Here is a 19,767-nt window from a genome sequence, read left to right as displayed (position 1 = left end):
TGCTCCCTTGGACTTGGCGTGCCCTGCTGCGCAGGTGTCGCACGGCGATGATGCATGCGACTGCCGCACTGCGGCCGCCGCTCTACACCAAGGAAACACCCGCTGCCCGAGTCTCGTCCAGGGAACAATCGAACAAGTTTCGGTTCTTGAGGGGCGATTCGCCCGGACGACCGTGGGCTTCGGTCGCCGTCTTAGTCGGCGGCCGGACGCCTGCGTTGCGCCTTGGTCGCGGAGCGCTGGCCCTTCGATTCGAGCCTCCGCCGCTGCGAGCCCTTCGTCGGCTTCGTCGCCCGACGCTTCGGTCCGGGCGGGGCGAGGCCTTCGCGCACGAGGTTCGCGAGCTTCTCGAGCGCCGCCTCCCGGTTGCGGAGCTGCGAGCGCCGTTCGGAGGAGGCAACCGTGAGCACGCCGTCGACGAGGCGCTTCCCGAGGCGATCCAGGAGCATCCGGCGCCGGTCATCGGTCAGCACCAGGGATTCGCTGATGTTCCAGGAGAGCTCGACGCGACTGTCGGTGGTGTTGACATGCTGCCCGCCCGGCCCTGAGGATCGCGAGAACCGCCAGCCGAGCTCCGCGGCCGGAATCGTGAGCGAGCGCGACACCTCCAAGTCCATGCGCCAAGCCTTCCACGCGCACGCAACCCGTGCCGGCCGCGGAAGGCGCAGCGCCTCGCGGGACGGCCGTCGGTGCCTAAGGTGGCCCCATGTCGCAACCGCATCGGAAGCTCGTCGACCTCACGCATCCGCTCGCCTCTGGGATGCAGATCTACCCCGGCGACCCGGAGGTGCGGATCGCGCCCGCCACCTCGCTGGCCGAGCACGGGGTCGTCGTCCATGGTCTTCAGCTCGGCACGCACGCGGGCACGCACCTGGATGCACCCTCGCATTCGATCGCCGGCGGAGACACCGTCGACAGCCTCGACCTCGCTCGGCTCGTCGCGCCGCTGCACCTCGTCGACGTGACGGCAATTGCGGCTCCCTCGCGTCGGATCGCGCTCGCCGAGGTCGCCTCGCAGCTCGATGCGGTGCAGCCTGGCGCGATCGTCGTCTTCAGAACGGACTGGTCAGCGCGGTTCGGGCAGCCGGACTACCTCGAGCATCCCTACCTCGACGTCGCGATCGCCGAGCGGCTGCGTGCTGCGGGCGTGACGGTCGTCGGTGTCGACACCCTCAGTCCGGACCGAACGGACCCGACCGCGGAGTCTGCCGAGCTGCCGTTCCACGAGGTCTTCCTGGGCGCCGGCGGCGTCATCATCGAGAACCTCACGAACCTCTCCGCCATCGACCCAGCGCGTGGCCCCTGGATCTCGGCCCTGCCGCTGCCGTTCACGGGCCTCGACGGGTCCCCGGTTCGGGCGGTCGTGATGCACCGCGCCTGACCGGCGAGATCGTGAAGGGGGTGTTCACCGAGCTGGTCGCCCAGAACGACGCCGACCTCATCTCGGGCTCGTGCTCCCCCGACCTGCTCATGCACTCGAGTGGCGTCATCTGAAGCGGGAAACTGCGCTCGGGCGCCGTGCTCACTCGAGCCTGCCGACGGGCAGGCGCTTCGGTCCGGAGGGGAGCATCAACGACCCGGGCAGGCGTCGTTCGCGCCTGGGCGATCCGTAGGCGAGGACGCTGCAGACGAGCTCCTTCACGATCGCGCCGGGTCTGCCGGTGATCCTCAGCGGTCGGGGTTCGTCCGCTTTGCTGAGGAGCTGGATCAACCCGTCCTTCCGTCCGATGCTGATGCACTGGGCGCCGAAGCCCACATCAAGGCACTTCAGGGGCTCGCGGCGGAGGGCGCGGAGGATGTTGTCGGCTGCGTGAGCGCCGAGCGGCATGGCGACGGCGCATCCCATGCGGAGGTGGGCACCGACTGACGCCGGTGGGCGCACCGCGTCGCCCGCCCCGAAGATCTCCGGGTGGGCGGGCACGCGCAGTTCTTCGTCGACGAGGAGCCGACCGATCGGGTCCACGGCGAGGCCACTCTGACGGGCGAGCGCCGGGACGGCGAACGATGCCGTCCACACCGTGACGTCGCTCGGCACGAGTTCGCCGCCGTCGAGCTCGACTGCGCGCTCCGTCACGCTGCGGACGCCGGAGCCCTCCCTGACGGTGACGCCGAGCTTCTCGAGTGAACGCGCCACTGATCTCCGCGAGCCGACCGGCAGGTGCCCCAGAACAGCGCCCCGCGAGATCAGAGTGACGGATGCGCTCGGGCGCTGCTCGGCGAACTCGGCCGCCGCCTCGACACCGGTCGCCCCGCCGCCGACCACGAGGATGCGCTGCTCGGGCGCTCCTGCCGCGATGGCGCCCCGCGCCGCGTCGGCACCGTCGACGTTGCTGAGCAGGTGCGCGAATTCCTCTGCCCCGGGGGCGCCGAGCGCGGCGACGCTCCCCACCGCGTAGACGAGGGTGTCGTAGGACTCGTGGGTCACGCCCTCCCCTGTCTCGATGGAGAGCATCCGCGTGTCTGCGTCGATGTGGCAGACGGTTCCGATGACGACTTCGATGCGGGCGTGCAGCATCTCGTTGAGCGGTGTTGCTGCGGTTGCTCGGGCCCCTGCGGCGACCTCGTGTAGGCGGATGCGGTCGATGAAGTCACCGGTCGAGTTCACCATCCTGACCCGCACCCGTCGCGCCTCCGCGGGTCTCAGTGACGCTTGGATGCGGTTGGCGGCGAGGATGCCGGCATACCCGGCTCCGATGATGACGACGTTGTGCTGGGCTTCGTGGGTCACGTGTGCTCCTTTCGGGAACTGCTTCTCCAGTAGTGACCGGTGGCCGTCCCGAAATGTGACAGCCCCTCCGGGACCAGGGCACCGGTAGTACGTTGGGGAGCGCTCGTGGGGCGTCGGGCGTCACGGATCGGAGGACGATATGAGCTTCGCCGCTGATGACACCTCGGTGGGCGAGCTGCGCGCGCTCGGCGAAGAGTTCCAGGCGTTGCGCCCTCGCCTCTTCGGCATCGCCTACCGGATGCTGGGAAGCGTCGCCGAGGCGGAGGACGTGGTGCAGGACGCGTGGGTTCGGTGGCAGACCACCGACCGGGCGAGCGTCCGCACGCCACTGGCGTTTCTGACGACCATGACGACTCGTCTGGCGATCAACGTCGCCGAGTCGTCGCGGGTGCGTCGGGAAACCTACATCGGTCCCTGGCTGCCCGAGCCGGTGATGACCGATTCCGACCCGACGCTGGGCGCGGAGAACGCGGAAGCCCTCGCGGTGGGGATGCTGCTCCTGATGGAGCGGCTGACTCCGACTGAGCGGGCTGTGTACGTGTTGCGTGAGGCGTTCGATTTTCCGTTCTCCGAGATCGCCGAGGTGATCGATACGACGGAGGCGAATGCGCGGCAGCTCGGGCGCCGCGCGCGTCTGCATCTGCAGACGGCGGGCGCGCGGGAGGTGCCCGCTGAGAGACACGATCGCCTGTTGCGGTCCTTCCTCGAGGCTGCACAGACGGGGAACCTCGAACGGCTCCGGTCGCTTCTGACCGATGACATCGTCTACTACGGGGACGGTGGCGGAGCAGTATCGGCGGCGCGACGGCCGGTCGAGGGCCGCGACCGGGTCGGACGCTTCCTGCTGGGCGTCGTGGAGAAGGCGCAGGGCGCCTTCCAGGTCGATGTCATGTCGGTGAACGGCGCGGATGCGGTTGTGCTGCGCAAGGACGGTCAGCGCTACCTGGTGGGCATGATCGGCGTCAGCGACGCCGGGATCGACCGGATCTACTTCGTCATGAACCCGGAGAAGCTCAGCGCGTTGCGGTTCGCAGCCTGACCTGCTCCGCTCAGGTGCCAGAGGAGGCCGATCGCGTGCGCCAAGGGGGGTGCGGGGGTGGCCATCGTCAGTGTCAACATCGGACGCTCTCCGCCCCTGGCGGACAATCCCAGATGTGGGGCGACTTGCCGCCTAGGCTGAGCCTCCTGCCTAGGGGAAGGAACCGCTATGAGCATGGAAGGCGCGGCCTGGAGTTCGCTCTACAAGATCTCGTCCGCGAGGGATGGGAAGCACGGCTTCTCGCGTGAGTCGGTGCGGCGCATCCTGACGTTCGCGGTGCCCTACCGGTCGAAGCTGGTGCTGTTCATCGCCCTCTCCATCGTGGGCGCGTTCCTCGCGGTCGCGACGCCCGTGCTCGCCGGGCAGGTGGTCGACGTCATCGTCGCCAAGGGCGCGCTCAGCACGATCGTCTGGCTCGCGGTCCTCATCGCCATCGTCGCCGTCGCCGACGCAGGCGTGTCGCTCGTGACGCGCTGGTACTCGGCGCGGATCGGCGAAGGCGTGATCCTGGACCTCCGCACGGCCGTGTTCAACCACGTGCAGAAGATGCCGATCGCCTTCTTCACGCGCACGCGGACGGGCGCCCTCGTGAGCCGCCTCAACAACGACGTGATCGGCGCGCAGCAGGCCTTCAGCGGCACACTGTCGGGCGTGGTCACGAACCTCGTCGCGCTCATCCTGACCCTCATCGTCATGCTCAGCACGTCCTGGCTCGTGACGGTGCTCGCCGTCATCATGCTCCCCATCTTCCTCATTCCCTCGCGCCGCATGGGCAGTCGCCTGGCCGCGCTGCGCCGCGAGGCCGCCGACCACAACTCGGCCATGAGCACGCAGATGACGGAGCGCTTCTCGGCGCCCGGCGCCACGCTCGTCAAGCTGTTCGGCCGGCCCGACGAGGAAGCCGAGGAGTTCCGCGTCCGCGCGGCCCGGGTCCGCGACATCGGGGTCCGTACCGCGATGCTGCAGTTCGTCTTCTTCACCGCGCTGATGCTCGTCTCAGCGCTGGCCCTCGCGCTCGTGTACGGGCTCGGCGGTGCCCTAGCGCTCGGCGGCCAGCTGGAGACGGGTGACGTGGTCACCCTCGCGCTGCTCCTGACCCGCCTCTACGCGCCGCTGACGAGCCTCGCGAACGCTCGCGTGGAGATCATGAGCGCGGTGGTCAGCTTCGAGCGCGTCTTCGAGGTGCTGGATCTCGAGCCGCTCATCAAGGAGAAGCCAGACGCTGTCACCGTTCCTGAGGGGCCGGTTTCCGTCGAGTTCGACGACGTGCACTTCGGCTACCCGTCCGCGGACAAGGTGTCGCTCGCCTCCCTCGAGGAGGTGTCGACGCTGGATACGCGTGGCGGCGAGGAGGTGCTGCACGGTGTGTCCTTCCGCATCGAGCCGGGGCAGACCGTTGCCCTCGTCGGCACGTCGGGTGCCGGCAAGTCGACGATCGCGCAGCTCCTGTCGCGCCTCTACGACGTCGACAGCGGCGCTGTGCGCCTCGCGGGGACGGACGTTCGCGACGTCACCTTCGCATCGATGCGGCACACGCTTGGCATGGTGACGCAGGACGGCCACCTGTTCCACGAGACGATCCTCTCCAATTTAAAGCTCGCGAGGCCGGAGGCGTCCGACGATGAGGTGTGGGATGCGGTGCGCCGTGCACGGCTCGAGCCGCTCATCCGGTCGCTGCCTGACCAGCTGGACACCATGGTGGGCGAGCGCGGCTACCGGCTGTCGGGCGGTGAGCGTCAGCGGATGACGATCGCGAGGCTCCTGCTGGCCCAGCCGCGGGTTGTCATCCTCGATGAGGCGACGGCAGCGCTTGACTCGACGTCGGAGGCGGCCGTGCAGGCGGCGCTGAGCGAGGCGCTCGAGGGGCGGACGGCGATGGTGATCGCCCACCGCCTGTCCACGATCCGTAGCGCGGACATGATCCTCGTGGTTGAGGACGGCTCGATCGTGGAGCGCGGCACGCACGAGGAGCTGCTCGCCGCGGCTGGGCGGTACGAGGAGCTGCACCGGACGCAGTTCGCCGTGCAGAAGAAGCTGGCGGCGGATGCGGATGCGGATGCGGCGGGTGGATCCTGAGTTCGAAGCGGGAAGGTGTTTCTCGGGCACCTGACCTGAGCGCGGTCCGCGTAGGGTGAGGTGATGTCTGACATGCCCTCTTCAGTTCCTGCGTCCGTTCCTGTAGACCTCCCGCTCGAGCAGCGGTTGGCGGCTGCCGTCGAGCGATACGGCCAGTCCGAGTTCATTGAGCGAGTGCTCAACCTCATCAAGGGGTACGACGAAGGCGACGACCTTCTCCTCTATGTCGGCGGCGATCACGCGCAGGGAATCCTCGATGGTGCGCCTGTGCTCTACTGGCCCGAGCTCTGGGGCACGCGAGCGCTGCTGTATGTCTGGGATGAGTCGGCCGCGCCTGCGGTGATCGGTACGCTCGGCAACCCGGCTTGGCGCGTCCGTGAGATGGGGGCAAGGGTTGTCGCAGCGCGCGAGCTCCCAGCTGCATCCGAACTGGCCGGGCTGCTCGGAGACAGCGTGGCTCGAGTGCGATCGGCAGCCGCGAGGTCCTTGGGAGCCGTGGGCGCGCTCGAAGACGTGGATCGCCTGCGCCCGCTGCTCAAGGATCCCGAAATCGATGTGCGGCGAAGCGCGCAGCAGAGCATCGAAGCACTGCGGGCGAGGTTTCCGAAGGACTAGGGCGGGTCACGCTTTGGCTCGATCCACCGACTCCGGGGGTGAGGTGGAGTCGGCTATGACGCTCAGAGCACGAGATACAGGAGGGCACGCTGACGAGCTTTAGCGGATCGTGGCGGTTGGTGCTGATGCGCGGATTAGCCCGGCAAGGGTCGCGGCGGCGAGCGAGGTTGAACGCGAAGCAGAGGTCGACCGAAGTGCACGACATTCAGAAGTGGAGATTTCCTCGTGGGAGTGACTTCTCATCGAGGATGTTCTGTCGAACTGACAGTGACCTGTTGCAGGACAGGCACACGCGTTGTCGCGAGACATCCGCAGCCCCTTCGTTTATTCCATGCCCGACAAGCTTAAAACCATGGTGGGCGAGCGCGGTTGCCGCCAATCAAGTGGTAAGCATCAGCGGATGACCAGTGCGAGGCTCCTGCCCACTATGCCACGAGTTGTAAGCCTCGATAAGGCGACCGTCGCGCTCGACTCGTCCTCGAAAGCGGCCGTGCAGGCTGCGCTGAGCGAGGCGCTCAAGGGACGGACGGCGATGGTGATCGCCCACCGTCTGTCGACTATCCGCGGCGCCGACCCGATACTCGCGGTCGAGGAGGGCTCGATCGTGGAGCCCGGCAGGGCGGTATAAAAAGTTGCACCTAACCCAGTTCGCCGTGCAGAAGAATGTGGCGGCGAAAGAGGATGCGCTGGGAGGATGCTGGGCGTTCGGACAGACTTCACGACAATTGCTCGAGAGCTACTCAGTCGACTGGCTCGGCACGCGAGACGCGAACCGCGTCAACGACAATGATCTCGCAAGACCACGTCTCACCGACGTTTCTATGTCGAAGTGACGGGATTTGAAGCTGCAACCTCTTGCAGGATCCGACCAATTCCCGGCCGGCACGATCGGCTCGGCAACTCGCGGTTTGCCTGTGCTGACGGGGACCCGAGAGGCTCGCTCCCTCCGTTTGCACGCGGCCACATCGATTCGTCGCTGTTGTTTTAGATGGGTAGACGGTGGGATGCCCAGCCTGTCAGACACAGGCCCCCACGGTGTCGTCTCTCTAACCGCTTGCGAACAGTCGTTGAGCGGTACTGTGTCCTGCGTTCGGCTTTTCGGACTCATCTGTCGTCCAAGCACGTTGGCCGCCTTATCCATGCAGGTGTTGATGGTTGCGTGCGTGCCAGGGATACGGCAACTTGTAGTGAACTTTGATCGTGGCCCATGCCGCTGTTCGTGACTCGCCGCGAAGCGTGGTACGCGGCGCCTTGTCTTCGAGGCGTCATGATGGGCTTTGAATGTGACGTCAGCGTTGAAAAGGGGTAGGTGGGCCGCCGTGCAGGAACTTGAGATCGACCTCAAAGCGTTCGGAGATCTCTTCGCGACGATTCAGAGCAGTCCTTTCGCCCTCGTCGAGATTGATGCGGAGCAGGCAGCAGCGCTCGCCGGGAAGCTCGGTGTTCCCGTTCGCCGCTGCTACATCGGAGACGGAGCCCTTCACGAGCGCACGGCCATGACTGGGTCCTCTGCGGGGGCAATCATCGGCGCTAAGCTGCCCGACCGGGGGTCAACGATGGCTGGCGACTTCGGGGAGATTCTTGCTGCCGTGTTTCAGGCCGCTCGCGAGTATCCGGGAGAGGTGTTTGATCCGAAAAAATGGCGGCTGAAGCAGGACCGCACGAAGCCGGCGCCTGGTTCCGATGTCGTTCAGTTGATCCTTCCGCACTGGCCAAATCCATCCGATGAGGACCGTGTCATCTGTTCCGAGGTGAAGACGAAGTCGACTCGGGGGAACTCGAAGCCAGTTGCGAGTGCCATCGAGGATTCGAGAAAGGACAGCTCGCGACGCTTCGTGAAAACGTTGAACTGGTTGAAGGAGCGCGCACTGGACACCGGCCTCTCCACTGTCTCCGTGGATCAACTCGATCGGTTCATTCACGCGGTCGACTATCCGGCGGCTAAACGCGAGTTCCGAGCCGTCGCGGTGATTTCTTCCGCACTGGTTGAGTCAGAGTTGGAAGGTGTCGAGGCCCCGCCTGGGGACGAGAGGGTGTTGATTGTGATCTCCGTGCCCGATCTGAAGGCGATCTACGAGTCGGTGTATGACGCGGCGTTGGTCAGCGCTGAGGAGTCCCAGGCTGTCGCATGAGGGAGACCTTGAGACGTTGGATCGCGGATGCGGAGACCAACCAAGCGATTGATGATTTTCGGCTTAACACGCGCCTGGCTCAGCTCGACTACCTCGTGGATCGCAACAAGGACCTGTATTACTCGCTTGTCGGTGAGCTGTTCGACATGGTGAGGGACGGAGCCGCTGATCCGGCAGACTGGGCGTCGGTCGGTCGCGGTCTCGACTCTGTGAGCCATGAGCTTCAGCAGGGCGCCGGAGCGGATGCCTTGTTTTTCTCTTCGATCGCGTTCTACTTGGGTGGCTTTCCTGCGTCAGCCGTCATGACGATGCGTCGGGCTGATCCAGAGTATTGGGAGACCAGCGTTGAGGCGGCGGCGTATGAGCTTCTGACTCGTGGCATGAATTCAGGCTCGTCCCTAACGGGTGCTCTCCTGCGGTCGGTGCGGACCGGTGACCTCCAGGTAGTTAACGCCGCGGTTGCCACGGCGGAGGCCAGTGTTGCCCAGGCCCTCGATACCGGACCCGAAGAATGGGTGGCGCACCGGCTGTACTTGGCGCTCTTGCAGCGGTTCCAGCAGACCAACTTGCGCGCAGTGCTTCCGGATGGCGTGATCAAGAGGTGGGATCCTCTCGTTGAGTCGTTCCTCGACAGACAGCAGCCAGTCTGGGACTTCTTCCCTTCCCAGATTGAGGCGATCAATGCGGGTCTCCTGACGAGTTCCCAGTCCTACTCGCTACAGATGCCCACCGGAACAGGGAAGACTGCGCTTACCGAAACCCTCATCTTCGACCACCTCACGCGCTCACCCCACAGCAAAGCAGTTCTGCTCGTGCCTTATCGTGCGCTGGCTCGGGAGTTGCGCGGAAGCGTCGGCCGGTATCTGACCTCCATGGGGCTACGTTCTCGGACGGTTTACGGAGGCACCGTGCCTGGAATTGAGGAACGTGAGGAGCTGGTCGATGTTCGCGTCATCATCGCGACGCCCGAGGCCCTCACCGGCCTCATCGGAGCGCACCCGGAACTTTTACAGACCATCTCGCTGGTGGTGTGCGACGAAGGACACCTCCTGGACAGCGGAGCGCGCGGCGTAGGGCTTGAGCTTCTGCTCGCGCGTCTGAAGGCTCGGAACCCGAGCCCGCGGATCGTGTTCATATCAGCAATCGTCCCCAACGTCGAGGAGATCAACAGCTGGCTCGGTGGATCCGACGCGACCGTGGTGAGAAGCGACTACCGACCGTCCATCGCCGAGTTCGCGGTGCTGCGTCCGTTCGGCTCTGGTCGGACGGCGACTATTGGGTTAGAACTTCACGAGCCAGTCACGTCGGTCCCGTCGCACACGTTACCGGAGTTCCTGCGACCCACCGACTTTCAAGACACGAATCCGATCACGCGTAGACGTAACAGCTACGCCCACTCATCAACGAAGACCAGAGCTGTAGCCGCTGCGCGGAAAGCGCTCGCACTCGGACCGGTTGCAGTCTTCGCGACCGAGAAGGGAGGAAACAGGGGTGTCGTGGGATTGGCGAACGAGCTTCTCAAGCAGATCGACTCCGGTCTCGCCTTACCCGCCCCCTCGAGCTACGTGAACGACACGCAGATAGTTGAGTCAGTCGTGGCCTACCTGTCTCACGAGTTCGGGGACGGCTGGATTGGCACCCGGGCGCTTCACGCTGGAGCGATCGTGCACCACGGCGATATCCCACAAGAGACCCGCGAGGTGCTTGAAGAGTTGGTCTCGAACCGTCATGTCTCTATGGTGTTGTGCACCAGCACCCTGGCCGAGGGAGTCAATCTTCCACTCCGGACGATGGTGTTGTACTCAGTGAAGCGCAGCTCGGACGGGAGGGCACCCGAGGCAATGCTGGCGCGAGACATCAAGAACCTCGTTGGGCGTGCTGGCCGGGCTGGAAGCTCCACTCGGGGGCTAGTGATTTGTGCCAACCCTGACGACTGGAAAGTGGTCAGCCCGGTTGCTGAAGGACAGCCCGGTGAGCCGGTGGAGGGTGCCGTCATTGAACTGATCCGTCGTCTCGCACGAGCATTGGCCCACAGTGAGCGACAGCTGACCAATGGGGTGCTAGAAGCGAATGCGCCCTTGTTACCGCTCGTAGATGGTGTTGACGCGGCACTCATCGAACTAATTAGAGACGAGCTAGGTGAGGACGAGTTCATACAGATAGCGGAGAATCTCGCCGATGAGACGTTCGCGTCCGCGAAGGCAAACAACAACGAGCGTGCAGTGCTGAACACCGTGTTTGAACTGCGCGCACGGCGCATGGTCGAGATGCGCTCGACAGGGCGTCTCGCCCTTACGCGCACCAGCTCTGCCCGGCCACGACTGGTTGACCGGGTGATCAATGATTTGCTTCCACGCTATGAACGCTGGAGAACCACGGACTCAGCCGTGGACGTAGAACTCATCCGTGTTCTCGTGGATTGGGCGCTGCAGCAGCCCGGGTTCACGAGCGACGCTGAGACCGAGTACCGCCGAACCGAAATTACGGACCTCGGCGGATCGCTGACCACCCTGGTGCTCGCCTGGCTGGAGGGCCGCTCATACGAGCACATCGCTGAGCGGGTGGGCGTCAGCGCAGACACGCTTCTACGAATTCACGCGAAAGTAGTGATGTACAACTTCGTCACTCTCGTGGAGCAGGCGATCGCGCTCATCCAGGAGCATCTCGCTGTGACAGGCGACGAAGCTCTTGCCCCGGTCATCGCTGCCTTGCCTGACTTCCTACGCTTCGGGGTATCCACATCGGCCGCGCGAGAACTAATGGCACGTGGCATGCGGCATCGGCTCGCAGCGGTCGCCCTCGGCACAGATCCAGCAATGGACAACACCTTCAACAACATCTTCGCGACCCCATGGTCGATCGCGCGGGACCTGCTCGCAGACGAAGACACCTGGCTTTCCCGGCTCGGTACGCTTGTTTACCGCCGCACCGTTTTAGACGTTGCCGTCAGGCGAGGAACATAGGAGCATATCGACTCAGCGCTTGTCGCCCTTACCTTCATTTCACCCCTAGAACCGTCAGGCCCGCATCACACCGATATCGAAAATCGCCGCGAGATCGGCAGCCTCGGATGCAGTGGTGGCGGCAGCCCTGAGCAGCACGTAACTGGCTGGAGCCACACACGCCCGGGCGCTATTACGACCGAAGAGACGTACTACGCCAACCTAGCAATCGGCTCGAAGATGACGGACCTCGCATTGTTGGTAAAGTTCCGCCAGCAAAGAAGCCGACAACCGGAGAACCATGAAACTGACGAACATCCGTATTGAGAATTTTCGAGCTCACGCGGACACAACTATCCCCCTGACACAACTTGGATGCTTGATTGGCGAAAACAACGCTGGCAAATCTTCCGTGCTCCACGCCCTGCAATTCGTACTCGAAGAGAGAAAGCTCACCCCAAACGACTTCCGGGCCCCCGACGAAACAGTCTCTGTCACCCTCCGGATAGACGACATCGACGCCGATGATCTGTCCAGGGTTGCCGAGGCTCATCGAGAGCGGGTTGCGAGCATGATCCGAGATGGCTCCCTGACACTTGTTCGCACTCAGGGCAAGACAACGACCGCCGAGTCCCGTTACTGGGACTTCGAACCGAAGTCCGCCGACTGGGATGACGCCCGGCTAGAGGAAGCGATTGGAGGGAAGAAGGGGGCCGGGCTTCGAACTGCTGCCATCGAGCTTCAACCGCGCTTCAAAGATGTACTGGGCGATGCTCCAAAAATCGGTGAAGTTCGAGAGCAATGGAAAAGGCTTAAACGGGAGCTGCCGGCCGAGCAGCTAGTAGCGGTGCCAGCAAAATTCGCCACTGGCATAAGCGCCGGCCTCAAGCCTCTTCTGCCCAGTGTCATCTACATCGAGGCGGTCAAGGACGCAACTTCCGAGGCCAGGCCGACTGGGACAGCCACGTTTAGCAGGTTGCTCGAGCTGCTGTTCACTGAGGTGGAGGACCAGCTGGGAAACATTGAGACACAGTTTGCGGGGATCCACTCCAAACTGAGTCGGGTCCTGGTAGCCGACGGCAAAGAATCCGATGAGCGACTCCCCGCCGTGAAGCTCATCGAAACGACAATCGAGCGGTTCGTCCAAAACAGCTTCCCCGACGTCACACTACGCATGAACGTGCCTGCCCCGACTCTGGCCACAATTCTGAGTGGCACTGAGTTAACCGTCGACGACGGTCATCGCGGAATGCTCGCGAGCAAAGGGGACGGACTGAAGAGAACGGTCCTTTTCGCCATCTTGCGCGCGTATACCGAGCTTCGGGGACGTGGCCTTGGCGCCGAGCCCGCAACTGCCTCGAAACGACATGCCTACATTCTTCTTTTCGAGGAACCTGAACTTTACCTACACCCGCGCGCGCAAAGACAACTGATGGCCGCACTCGAAATTTTCGCCCTCGACCATCAGGTCCTCGTTACGACTCATTCACCCGGTTTCTTCACTCCCACAACCAGCGGTTTCGCAAAGCTCCAGAAAACGGATAGTGGCGTGTCTGCTTACCCTGTCGAGATATCCATGCAAGCTCGTGACGCTTATCAACTGATCCATCACGAGAACAACGAGGCCGGCTTTTTCGCTAGAAAGGTTGTCCTCGTCGAGGGAGATAGTGACACCATCATCTTCCCACATCTAGCGAGGATACTCTCCGCGAAGTGGGACCAATACGACCGAAATGTGATGTTCGTCAAGATTGGGGGCAAGGGGAACATCACACGGTACCGCGACTTCTTTGCTAAGTTTGAGGTTCCCGTCTACGTTATCACTGACCTTGACTCTTTGGTCGACGGATTCAACCACCTGACGTCTGACAGCGAATTAAAGCTACAGCACTCCGACCTCATGTCAGCTGTGCACAAACACCTCCCTTCGGAGAGCACCCCGAATGCAAAGACGGTGAAGGCCATAGCCACACGACGCAATGCTGCTGAACTGTGGAAAGCAGCGCAAGGCTATCTGACTGAATGGCGCGAGTCGCGTCAAGAAGAGCCCGCCCGGGCTCTTGAAGAAGCCCTATCCGAACTCTTTGACCTCGGTCGAGGCGCCTATAGGGAGAGCATCTTAGCTTCGCCACCTACCGGCCCAATCAAGGAAAAACGAGACGCCCTCGTGCAGGGGCTTGCTCGGGAGCGTGTGCACGTCCTAAGACACGGAGATCTCGAGGCGTACTGCGGCTCGGTGACCACCTCTGACAAAGTCGAGGCTTCCATCCAATTTTGCCGGGAAGTCACAACGAAGGATGAATATGCGAGACGACTCGGGGACGAAGCGGCTTCGATACTCCGCGAGCTTGAAGAGATATTTGCCACAGTGTTCGCCGATTAGCCTCAGTTCACATTGACGCCAATCTCGCCCGGGAATCACGATTATCCCCAATAGACCAATCCCTCGGGAATCAGGTTTCATAGCGAATGAACAGTTAACCATGTGGTGCACCTGAGCGACGCACGGCCCGTCCTAGACAACGCAAATCGCGCAGATCACATTCGGGCTACACTGATGAGTCGTCGGCGGGTCACTCCATTTGAGGCGCGCATTTCAGTGGATACCGTTGAGTCGACAGCAGAAACCCTCGACCGCATCTTCACTGCGCAATCCTTATCCTCGCAGGTCAACGGTGAGAAGAGGGCATGAAGTTGAAAGATTCTGATTGAGAGCTTTTCAGGTACTCAGCAGTCGCCTGTAGAACGAGAAGGAATTCAGGCGCCCAGCAGCCTTGAAGTTGTGCGGCGAGCTCAGCCCAGAGAAGTAGCGATCTCGTAGGTGCGACGGTGCTGCCACCGTGACAGCACCGCCCTCACTTCTCGTGCCAACTGAACGCCCAGTCAAGCAGCGAAGCCGTTTCCGTGTTCACCCTTTTCGATGGATGTGGGGCGTCACCGTGTCCGTCTGGCCGGGAGGTTCTGCCGCGAGCTCGACGCTGGCGTTGACGTGGACCTCACGTGCGGCGGAACATGTGTAAAACCACAGCGTCGCCCACCGCTCACCAGAGTATTCGTGGCAACTCGCGGCGCACGTTCACGGCTCTTAGCGGCATACCGTCGCGCGACCGGAACAGCAGGGAGCTCAGCTCGAGGCAGCCAACGTTGGACGTGAACGTGGGAAGCGCGACGCCCCGCCTGTACGGTGCGGTTTCGGGGTGGTCCTGCCGGACGGTCCGCTCGCCGTTCCCACTGCTGCTCGTTCCTGCCAGGCATATGACCGGCACGGCGCTACACCTATGCTCGGCGTTGGCTTGTCTCGTAGGCGCCATCGACTTCCATCGCGGAATCATCATCGGGAGTGACTGCTGGCGCCTGCCTGCCTAGCTCACGACAGCAAATTCCATCACATGGGTATCGGACGAACCCATGTCAAACACCTCATCCAAGTCTGCGATGTGACCGTCATCAACGCCACCACCGGGGAAGTCCTCCGCGAGCTCACCACCGAACTCAGCGAGGACTACCAACCCACCGGCAACTCCGGAGGACCCACCCGAAAAACGAAATGGCTCGAACCCGCAACTGCAGGTTCGAGCCATTTCGGCGTCTTGCGACATCTCACCGTCGGGCTGACAAGATTTGAACTTGCGACCCCCTGACCCCCAGTCAGGTGCGCTACCAAGCTGCGCCACAGCCCGTGGCTTTCGTTCTCCGCGAGGACAACTCGACCATCCTAGCGGAACCTGGAGCGCTCTGCGCACCACCGTGTCGAACGTGTCGCGACAACCAGCCCACCGCATCCACTTGCCCGATTGTTCGCACATTCGGCTGCCTGGGAATAGCCTGGTACCTGCGCAGCGTTGCGAACCCAGTCCCCGAACTCAGAACCAGAGGTCCGCAACATGCAGGTCATGCCCGAACTCACCCCCTTCCGGCGAGGAATCGCCCTCTTCGCGCTCGCGCTCGGAGGGTTCGGCATCGGCGTCACCGAGTTCGCCACCATGGGCCTGCTGCCCGACATCGCCCGCGAGCTGCTCCCCGGCTTCGAACAGAACCCGGATGCGGTGATCGCGCAGGCCGGCATCCTCATCTCCGCCTACGCCCTCGGAGTTGTGGTCGGTGCCCCCGTGTTCGCGGTGCTCGCGGCCCGCATGTCGCAGACGAAGCTCGCCTTCTGGCTCCTCGGCATCTTTATCGTCGCCTCGGCCGCATCCGCCCTCATGCCCGACTTCGGCACGACCGCGATCATGCGCTTCATCGCGGCGCTCCCCCACGGCGCCTACTTCGGCGTCGCCTCGCTGCTCGCCGCCCGCATCATGGGCCCAGGCAAGCAGGGCCAGGGCGTCGCCCTCGCCCTCTCCGGCCTCACCATCGCCAACATCTTCGGCGTGCCGCTCGCAACCTGGCTCGGCCAGGCCAGCGGCTGGCGCTACGCGTACATCCTCGTCGCCGCCATCTTCTTCGTCACCTTCCTGCTCGTCTTCTTCTTCGTGCCCCGCTACCCCGGCAACCCCGAGCGCAGCGCCATGAAAGAGCTCATCGCCTTCAAGAACCCTCGCCTCTGGATCATGGTCGCCGTCGGCGCCATCGGCTTCGGCGGGTTCTTCGCCGTCTACTCGTACATCGCCGAAGTCACCACCCGCGAGACGGGCCTCGGCCCCGGCATCGTGCCCTGGGTGCTCGCCACCCTCGGCGTCGGCATGACGCTCGGCAACCTCATCGGCGGATGGGCAGCCGACCGCAACCTGACCCGCACGATGTTCATCGGCTTCGGCTCGTTCATCGCCTCGCTCGTCTTCTACAGCCTCATCGCCTCGAACCCGATCGGCCTGTTCATCGCCGTGTTCTTCCTCGGCCTCACCTCGTCGTCGCTGCTGCCGGCCATCCAGTCGCGCCTCGTGCGCATCGCCGACGAAGCCGCCCTCCTCGGCGCGGCCATCAACCACGCCGCCTTCAACGTCGGCAACAGCCTCGGCGCGTGGCTCGGCGGCATGGTCATCGCCGGCGGCCTCGGCTACCTCGCCCCCGGCTGGGTCGGCGTCGTCCTCGCCGTCCTCGGCATGGGCCTCACCGCACTCGGCGTCTCCGTCGAACGCCGCGACAAGCGCCACTCGCTCGACACCACCGGGCTCCGCACGATCCCCGCCGCCGAGCGCGCCGACGTCGGAGCCTAGCCGGGCCAGCGGCCTGCCTCGCTACGCTGTCGCCTCCGCACGCTTGCGGAGCCGCGGCAGGAAGCCGACGTAGCTCGGCCGCGACAGCCAGCCGAAACCGACTAGGGCTTCCACGCTGAGCGCCGTCACCGCGCACCACAGCGGGACGCAGAGCCACACCCACGCGAGCGCACTCGTCGCCGGCACGCTCAGCACCTCGAGCGTCACACCGAACTCGGCCACGAACATCCCCACCGCCACGACCACAGAGCTCACCAGTGAGCCGACGGCCGCGAACACGACCGCCCAGCGCGCGTCCCTGGCCCCGCCGACCACCCACGCGGCAGCCTCCGCGAAGATCACCGCAAGCACCGGCAGCAGGAACTCGCCACCAGCGACCGGGCGGATCCCCTCCTCCGGTGTCGTCCCCCACACGCCCCACAGCACCGACACCGCGAACGTCACCACAAACGCCAGCAGCTGCGCTCCGAGACTCGACGCGTACCAGGCAAGAGCCGGCCGAAAAAGCAACCCACGAACCCCCATGAAGACCCCCATCCCCCGCGCCCGAATGTAGCACCGGCCAGAGACACCCAGCCCCTGCCGGGCGCCAGCGAGTCCACATAGGTGCGCCAGCCTCGGAACTCCGAGAAAGCGGCCACGCAGCCGCGATCACCGCCTGTGTTTTCAATCGCCGAGTCAGGCTCAGAGGTTGGGAACTCAGGCAGCGAGAGAACGCCCCTAGGATTCAGAGGCCCCCGACGATCGGACATCCGATAGCGGGAGCCGCGTAGGCTTTCGGCGTGAACCGATACCCGAGACCGTTCGCATTGACTATGGTCATCGCCGCCAGCCTCCTCCTCATCGGCTCCGTCGTGGTGATCGCGGGAGACCCGAGCCAGTTCGGCCCGTGGCTCACCGCCGGCGCGATGCTGCTGATCGTCGTCATCTTCGCTCCGTCACTGCGGCGCGACCGCAACGACTGAGCACCCGCGCCTACTGCACGGTCGACGCGAACATGTTCAGGCCGAGCTTGTTCGAGAGGTGCCTGGTCGCGCGGATGCCGCGCACGCTGTTGCCGGCCGCATCCAGTGGCGGTGAGAAGGTCGCGAGCGACCCCTTGCCGGGCGCGATCGTGACGATGCCGCCCGAGACGCCGCTCTTGCCCGGCATGCCCACCTCGAACAGCCAGTCGCCGCTCGCCTCGTACATGCCGTTCGTCGCCATCACCGACAGCACGTCGCGGCTCACCGACGGATCGACGACATCGACGCCGGAGATCGGGCAGTCGCCGCCGTCGGCGAGCGTCGCTCCCATCGTCGCGAGGTCCTCGGCGGTCACGAGCAGCGAGCACTGCCGCGTGTACAGCTCGGTCACCTGCGTCGGGTCGAGCGAGATGTGCCCGTAGCTCTCGAGCAGCCTCGCGATGCTGCGGTTGCGCGTGTTGGTCTGCATCTCCGACTCGTAGACGCGCTCGTCGATCTCGAGCGGGTGGCCGACGAAGTTCGACAGCCCCGCGTGGATGAAGTCCCACTTCTCATCCCACGTCTTCCCGGGCACGAGCGACGTCGTCGCGATCGCCCCCGCGTTGACGAGCGGGTTCATGGTGCGTCCGCCGTTGAGCTCGATCGCCATGACCGAGTTGAACGGCAGCCCCGTGTTGTTGACGCCGATGCGCTCGCGCACCTCCTCATGCCCCAGCTCCTGCACGACCAGCGCGTAGACGAACGCCTTCGAGATCGACTGGATCGAGAACTTGAGCTGCGCGTCCCCGAACGAGAATCGGTGCCCCGTCGCCGAGGTGAGGCTCAGCCCGAACCAGGACGAGTCGGCCTCCGCGAGCGCAGGGATGTAGTCGGCGACGGCGCCGTCCTGCACGTGGCGGTACCGCTCATACGTCTCGGAGAGCATCTCCCGCACATGCTCGGCATCCGGCAGACTGCCGGTCGACACCACGCGGGTGTCTGGATGCACGAGGTCCGGCTCGCTGGGGAACGCGGTCGGGTGTTCCGGCAGGAGTGTCTGTTCGGGGAGAGTCGTCACGACCCCGAATCTAGTCTTGAACGGTGCCTGACGCGAAGAGGTTCATGCCGAGCTCGTTCGACAGGTGCCTGGCCGCCTTGATGCCGCGCACGCTGTTGCCGGCGTCGTCGAGGCGCGGCGAGTAGCTCGCGAACCCGCCCTTGCCGGGGGCGATCGTCACGAGACCGCCCGAGACACCGCTCTTTGCGGGCATCCCGATCTCGTACAGCCACTCGCCGCTCGCCTCGTAGAGCCCGTTCGCGGCCATGACGGCGAGCGCGTCCCTGGATGCGCCCTGCCCGATGACCTGCTCGCCCGTCTTCGGGTTCCTGCCGCCGTCGGCGAGCGTCGCCCCCATGACGGCGAGGTCCTCCGTGGTGACGAGCAGCGCGCACTGCCGCGTGTACAGCTCCGTCACCTCGTGCGGGTCGAGCGTGATGTGCCCGTAGCTCTGCAGCAGGCGCGCGATGCCCTGGTTGCGGATGTTGTTCTTGCGCTCCGATTCGAACGCGTCCTCGTCGATCTCGAGGTCACGCCCCGCGAAGCCGGAGAGGCCGCGGAGGATGAAGTCCCACTTCTCCTCCCACGTCTCCCCCGGCGCGAGCGCCGAGGTCGCGAGCGCGCCCGCGTTGACCAGCGGGTTCATGGTGCGGCCGCCGTTGAGCTCGATCGCCATGACCGAATCGAACGGCAGGCCCGTGTTGTTGACGCCCACCAGCTCGCGCGCCTTCGTGTGCCCGACCTCCTCGCGCACGAGCGCGAACACGAACGCCTTCGAGATCGACTGGATCGTGAAGAGCAGCTCCGCGTCGCCGCGACTGTAGCTCTGCCCCTCCGTCGAGACGATGCAGATCCCGAACAGGTCAGGATCCGCATCCGCCAGCGCAGGAATGTAGTCGGGCACCTCGCCGTCGTCGACCGACGAGAACTGCTCGTACGTCTCGTCGATCGCCGTCTTCACGTCGTCGGAGTCGGGCAGCTGGCCCGTCGAGATCGCCGAGCGGCTCGAGTGCACCATCTCCGGCTCGTCGCCGAACATGTGCGTTGCGTCTATGGAGCCGTTCCCAGTGTCAGTCACACG

At 64.4% G+C, this 19,767-nt stretch carries 15 protein-coding genes, 1 tRNA gene and 1 pseudogene; 11 read left to right on the top strand and 6 right to left on the bottom strand.

Annotated elements, in window-relative coordinates; translation table 11 throughout:
* Positions 1-191 precede the first annotated feature (191 nt).
* Positions 192-614, bottom strand: a complete 423-nt coding sequence (gene arfB, locus C5B97_RS08235; RefSeq protein WP_104311626.1) for an alternative ribosome rescue aminoacyl-tRNA hydrolase ArfB — start codon at positions 612-614, stop codon at positions 192-194.
* A gap of 89 nt (positions 615-703) precedes the next feature.
* Here arfB and C5B97_RS08230 point away from each other — a divergent pair, with 89 nt between their 5' ends.
* Positions 704-1,378 (top strand): cyclase family protein, encoded by a 675-nt coding sequence (locus C5B97_RS08230; protein ID WP_104311625.1) that lies wholly within the window; start codon positions 704-706, stop codon positions 1,376-1,378.
* Positions 1,379-1,519: 141 nt separating this feature from the next.
* On the opposite strand, the gene C5B97_RS08225 is transcribed toward C5B97_RS08230, so the two are convergent.
* Positions 1,520-2,725: an NAD(P)/FAD-dependent oxidoreductase gene (locus C5B97_RS08225; protein ID WP_181026952.1), complete on the bottom strand. Its 1,206-nt coding sequence runs from the start codon at positions 2,723-2,725 to the stop codon at positions 1,520-1,522.
* A gap of 166 nt (positions 2,726-2,891) precedes the next feature.
* Between C5B97_RS08225 and C5B97_RS08220 the strand changes: the two genes are divergently transcribed.
* The 8 genes and pseudogenes from C5B97_RS08220 (at position 2,892) to C5B97_RS17925 (ending at position 15,170) form a co-directional block, all read left to right on the top strand.
* Positions 2,892-3,764 carry an RNA polymerase sigma-70 factor gene (locus C5B97_RS08220; protein WP_258068074.1) on the top strand — a complete coding sequence of 291 codons (873 nt, stop codon included), beginning with the start codon at positions 2,892-2,894 and terminating at the stop codon, positions 3,762-3,764.
* Between the two features lie 168 nt (positions 3,765-3,932).
* Entirely contained in the window at positions 3,933-5,840 is a 1,908-nt protein-coding gene (locus tag C5B97_RS08215; RefSeq protein ID WP_104311622.1) for an ABC transporter ATP-binding protein, read from the top strand.
* Between the two features lie 63 nt (positions 5,841-5,903).
* Entirely contained in the window at positions 5,904-6,455 is a 552-nt protein-coding gene (locus tag C5B97_RS08210) for a HEAT repeat domain-containing protein (protein WP_181026951.1), read from the top strand.
* Between the two features lie 322 nt (positions 6,456-6,777).
* Positions 6,778-7,144: pseudogene (locus C5B97_RS08205) on the top strand (ABC transporter ATP-binding protein); the annotation flags it as partial.
* Between the two features lie 630 nt (positions 7,145-7,774).
* Positions 7,775-8,587 carry a Hachiman antiphage defense system protein HamA gene (locus C5B97_RS08200; protein ID WP_104311620.1) on the top strand — a complete coding sequence of 271 codons (813 nt, stop codon included), beginning with the start codon at positions 7,775-7,777 and terminating at the stop codon, positions 8,585-8,587.
* Positions 8,584-11,550: a DEAD/DEAH box helicase gene (locus C5B97_RS08195; RefSeq protein WP_104311619.1), complete on the top strand. Its 2,967-nt coding sequence runs from the start codon at positions 8,584-8,586 to the stop codon at positions 11,548-11,550. The genes C5B97_RS08200 and C5B97_RS08195 overlap by 4 nt, the downstream gene beginning before the upstream one ends.
* Before the next feature lie 280 nt (positions 11,551-11,830).
* Positions 11,831-13,912 carry an AAA family ATPase gene (locus tag C5B97_RS08190; protein ID WP_104311618.1) on the top strand — a complete coding sequence of 694 codons (2,082 nt, stop codon included), beginning with the start codon at positions 11,831-11,833 and terminating at the stop codon, positions 13,910-13,912.
* 1,054 nt (positions 13,913-14,966) lie between these two features.
* Complete coding sequence (locus C5B97_RS17925) at positions 14,967-15,170, top strand: hypothetical protein (protein WP_181026950.1); 204 nt, start codon at positions 14,967-14,969, stop codon at positions 15,168-15,170.
* Here the strand turns inward: C5B97_RS17925 and C5B97_RS08185 are convergent.
* Positions 15,136-15,209 (bottom strand) — tRNA-Pro (locus C5B97_RS08185). The genes C5B97_RS17925 and C5B97_RS08185 overlap by 35 nt on opposite strands.
* A gap of 213 nt (positions 15,210-15,422) precedes the next feature.
* Here C5B97_RS08185 and C5B97_RS08180 point away from each other — a divergent pair.
* Positions 15,423-16,685 carry an MFS transporter gene (locus C5B97_RS08180; protein ID WP_104312538.1) on the top strand — a complete coding sequence of 421 codons (1,263 nt, stop codon included), beginning with the start codon at positions 15,423-15,425 and terminating at the stop codon, positions 16,683-16,685.
* Positions 16,686-16,706: 21 nt separating this feature from the next.
* On the opposite strand, the gene C5B97_RS08175 is transcribed toward C5B97_RS08180, so the two are convergent.
* A complete protein-coding gene (locus tag C5B97_RS08175; protein WP_146080764.1) occupies positions 16,707-17,195 on the bottom strand; it encodes a hypothetical protein in 489 nt (162 codons plus the stop codon).
* Positions 17,196-17,467: 272 nt separating this feature from the next.
* Between C5B97_RS08175 and C5B97_RS17740 the strand changes: the two genes are divergently transcribed.
* Complete coding sequence (locus C5B97_RS17740) at positions 17,468-17,650, top strand: hypothetical protein (RefSeq protein WP_146080763.1); 183 nt, start codon at positions 17,468-17,470, stop codon at positions 17,648-17,650.
* A 10-nt stretch (positions 17,651-17,660) separates the two neighbouring features.
* Here C5B97_RS17740 and glsA (C5B97_RS08170) read toward each other — a convergent pair whose 3' ends face one another.
* Together glsA (C5B97_RS08170) and glsA (C5B97_RS08165) are read right to left on the bottom strand one after the other, a co-directional pair.
* The gene (gene glsA / locus C5B97_RS08170; RefSeq protein WP_307852768.1) at positions 17,661-18,707 is read right to left on the bottom strand and encodes a glutaminase A; all 1,047 of its coding nucleotides are present in this window, start codon (positions 18,705-18,707) and stop codon (positions 17,661-17,663) included.
* A gap of 10 nt (positions 18,708-18,717) precedes the next feature.
* Positions 18,718-19,764, bottom strand: a complete 1,047-nt coding sequence (glsA, locus tag C5B97_RS08165) for a glutaminase A (protein WP_258068073.1) — start codon at positions 19,762-19,764, stop codon at positions 18,718-18,720.
* Positions 19,765-19,767 lie beyond the last annotated feature (3 nt).

Origin of the sequence: Pseudoclavibacter sp. RFBB5 (assembly GCF_002931555.1) — a bacterium.
Taxonomy (GTDB): domain Bacteria; phylum Actinomycetota; class Actinomycetes; order Actinomycetales; family Microbacteriaceae; genus Pseudoclavibacter.
Note: the sequence above shows the minus strand (reverse complement) of the source record. Positions and strands in the feature narration are given on the sequence as shown.

What these genes read in the sequence shown, in the direction of transcription:
- C5B97_RS08230 (WP_104311625.1), top strand. Translation starts at nt 704, where the DNA reads ATGTCGCAACCGCATCGGAAGCTCGTCGACCTCACGCATCCGCTCGCC.
- C5B97_RS08215 (WP_104311622.1), top strand. Translation starts at nt 3,933, where the DNA reads ATGAGCATGGAAGGCGCGGCCTGGAGTTCGCTCTACAAGATCTCGTCC.
- C5B97_RS08190 (WP_104311618.1), top strand. Translation starts at nt 11,831, where the DNA reads ATGAAACTGACGAACATCCGTATTGAGAATTTTCGAGCTCACGCGGAC.
- C5B97_RS08210 (WP_181026951.1), top strand. Translation starts at nt 5,904, where the DNA reads ATGTCTGACATGCCCTCTTCAGTTCCTGCGTCCGTTCCTGTAGACCTC.
- C5B97_RS08195 (WP_104311619.1), top strand. Translation starts at nt 8,584, where the DNA reads ATGAGGGAGACCTTGAGACGTTGGATCGCGGATGCGGAGACCAACCAA.
- C5B97_RS08180 (WP_104312538.1), top strand. Translation starts at nt 15,423, where the DNA reads ATGCCCGAACTCACCCCCTTCCGGCGAGGAATCGCCCTCTTCGCGCTC.
- arfB (WP_104311626.1), bottom strand. Translation starts at nt 614, where the DNA reads ATGGACTTGGAGGTGTCGCGCTCGCTCACGATTCCGGCCGCGGAGCTC.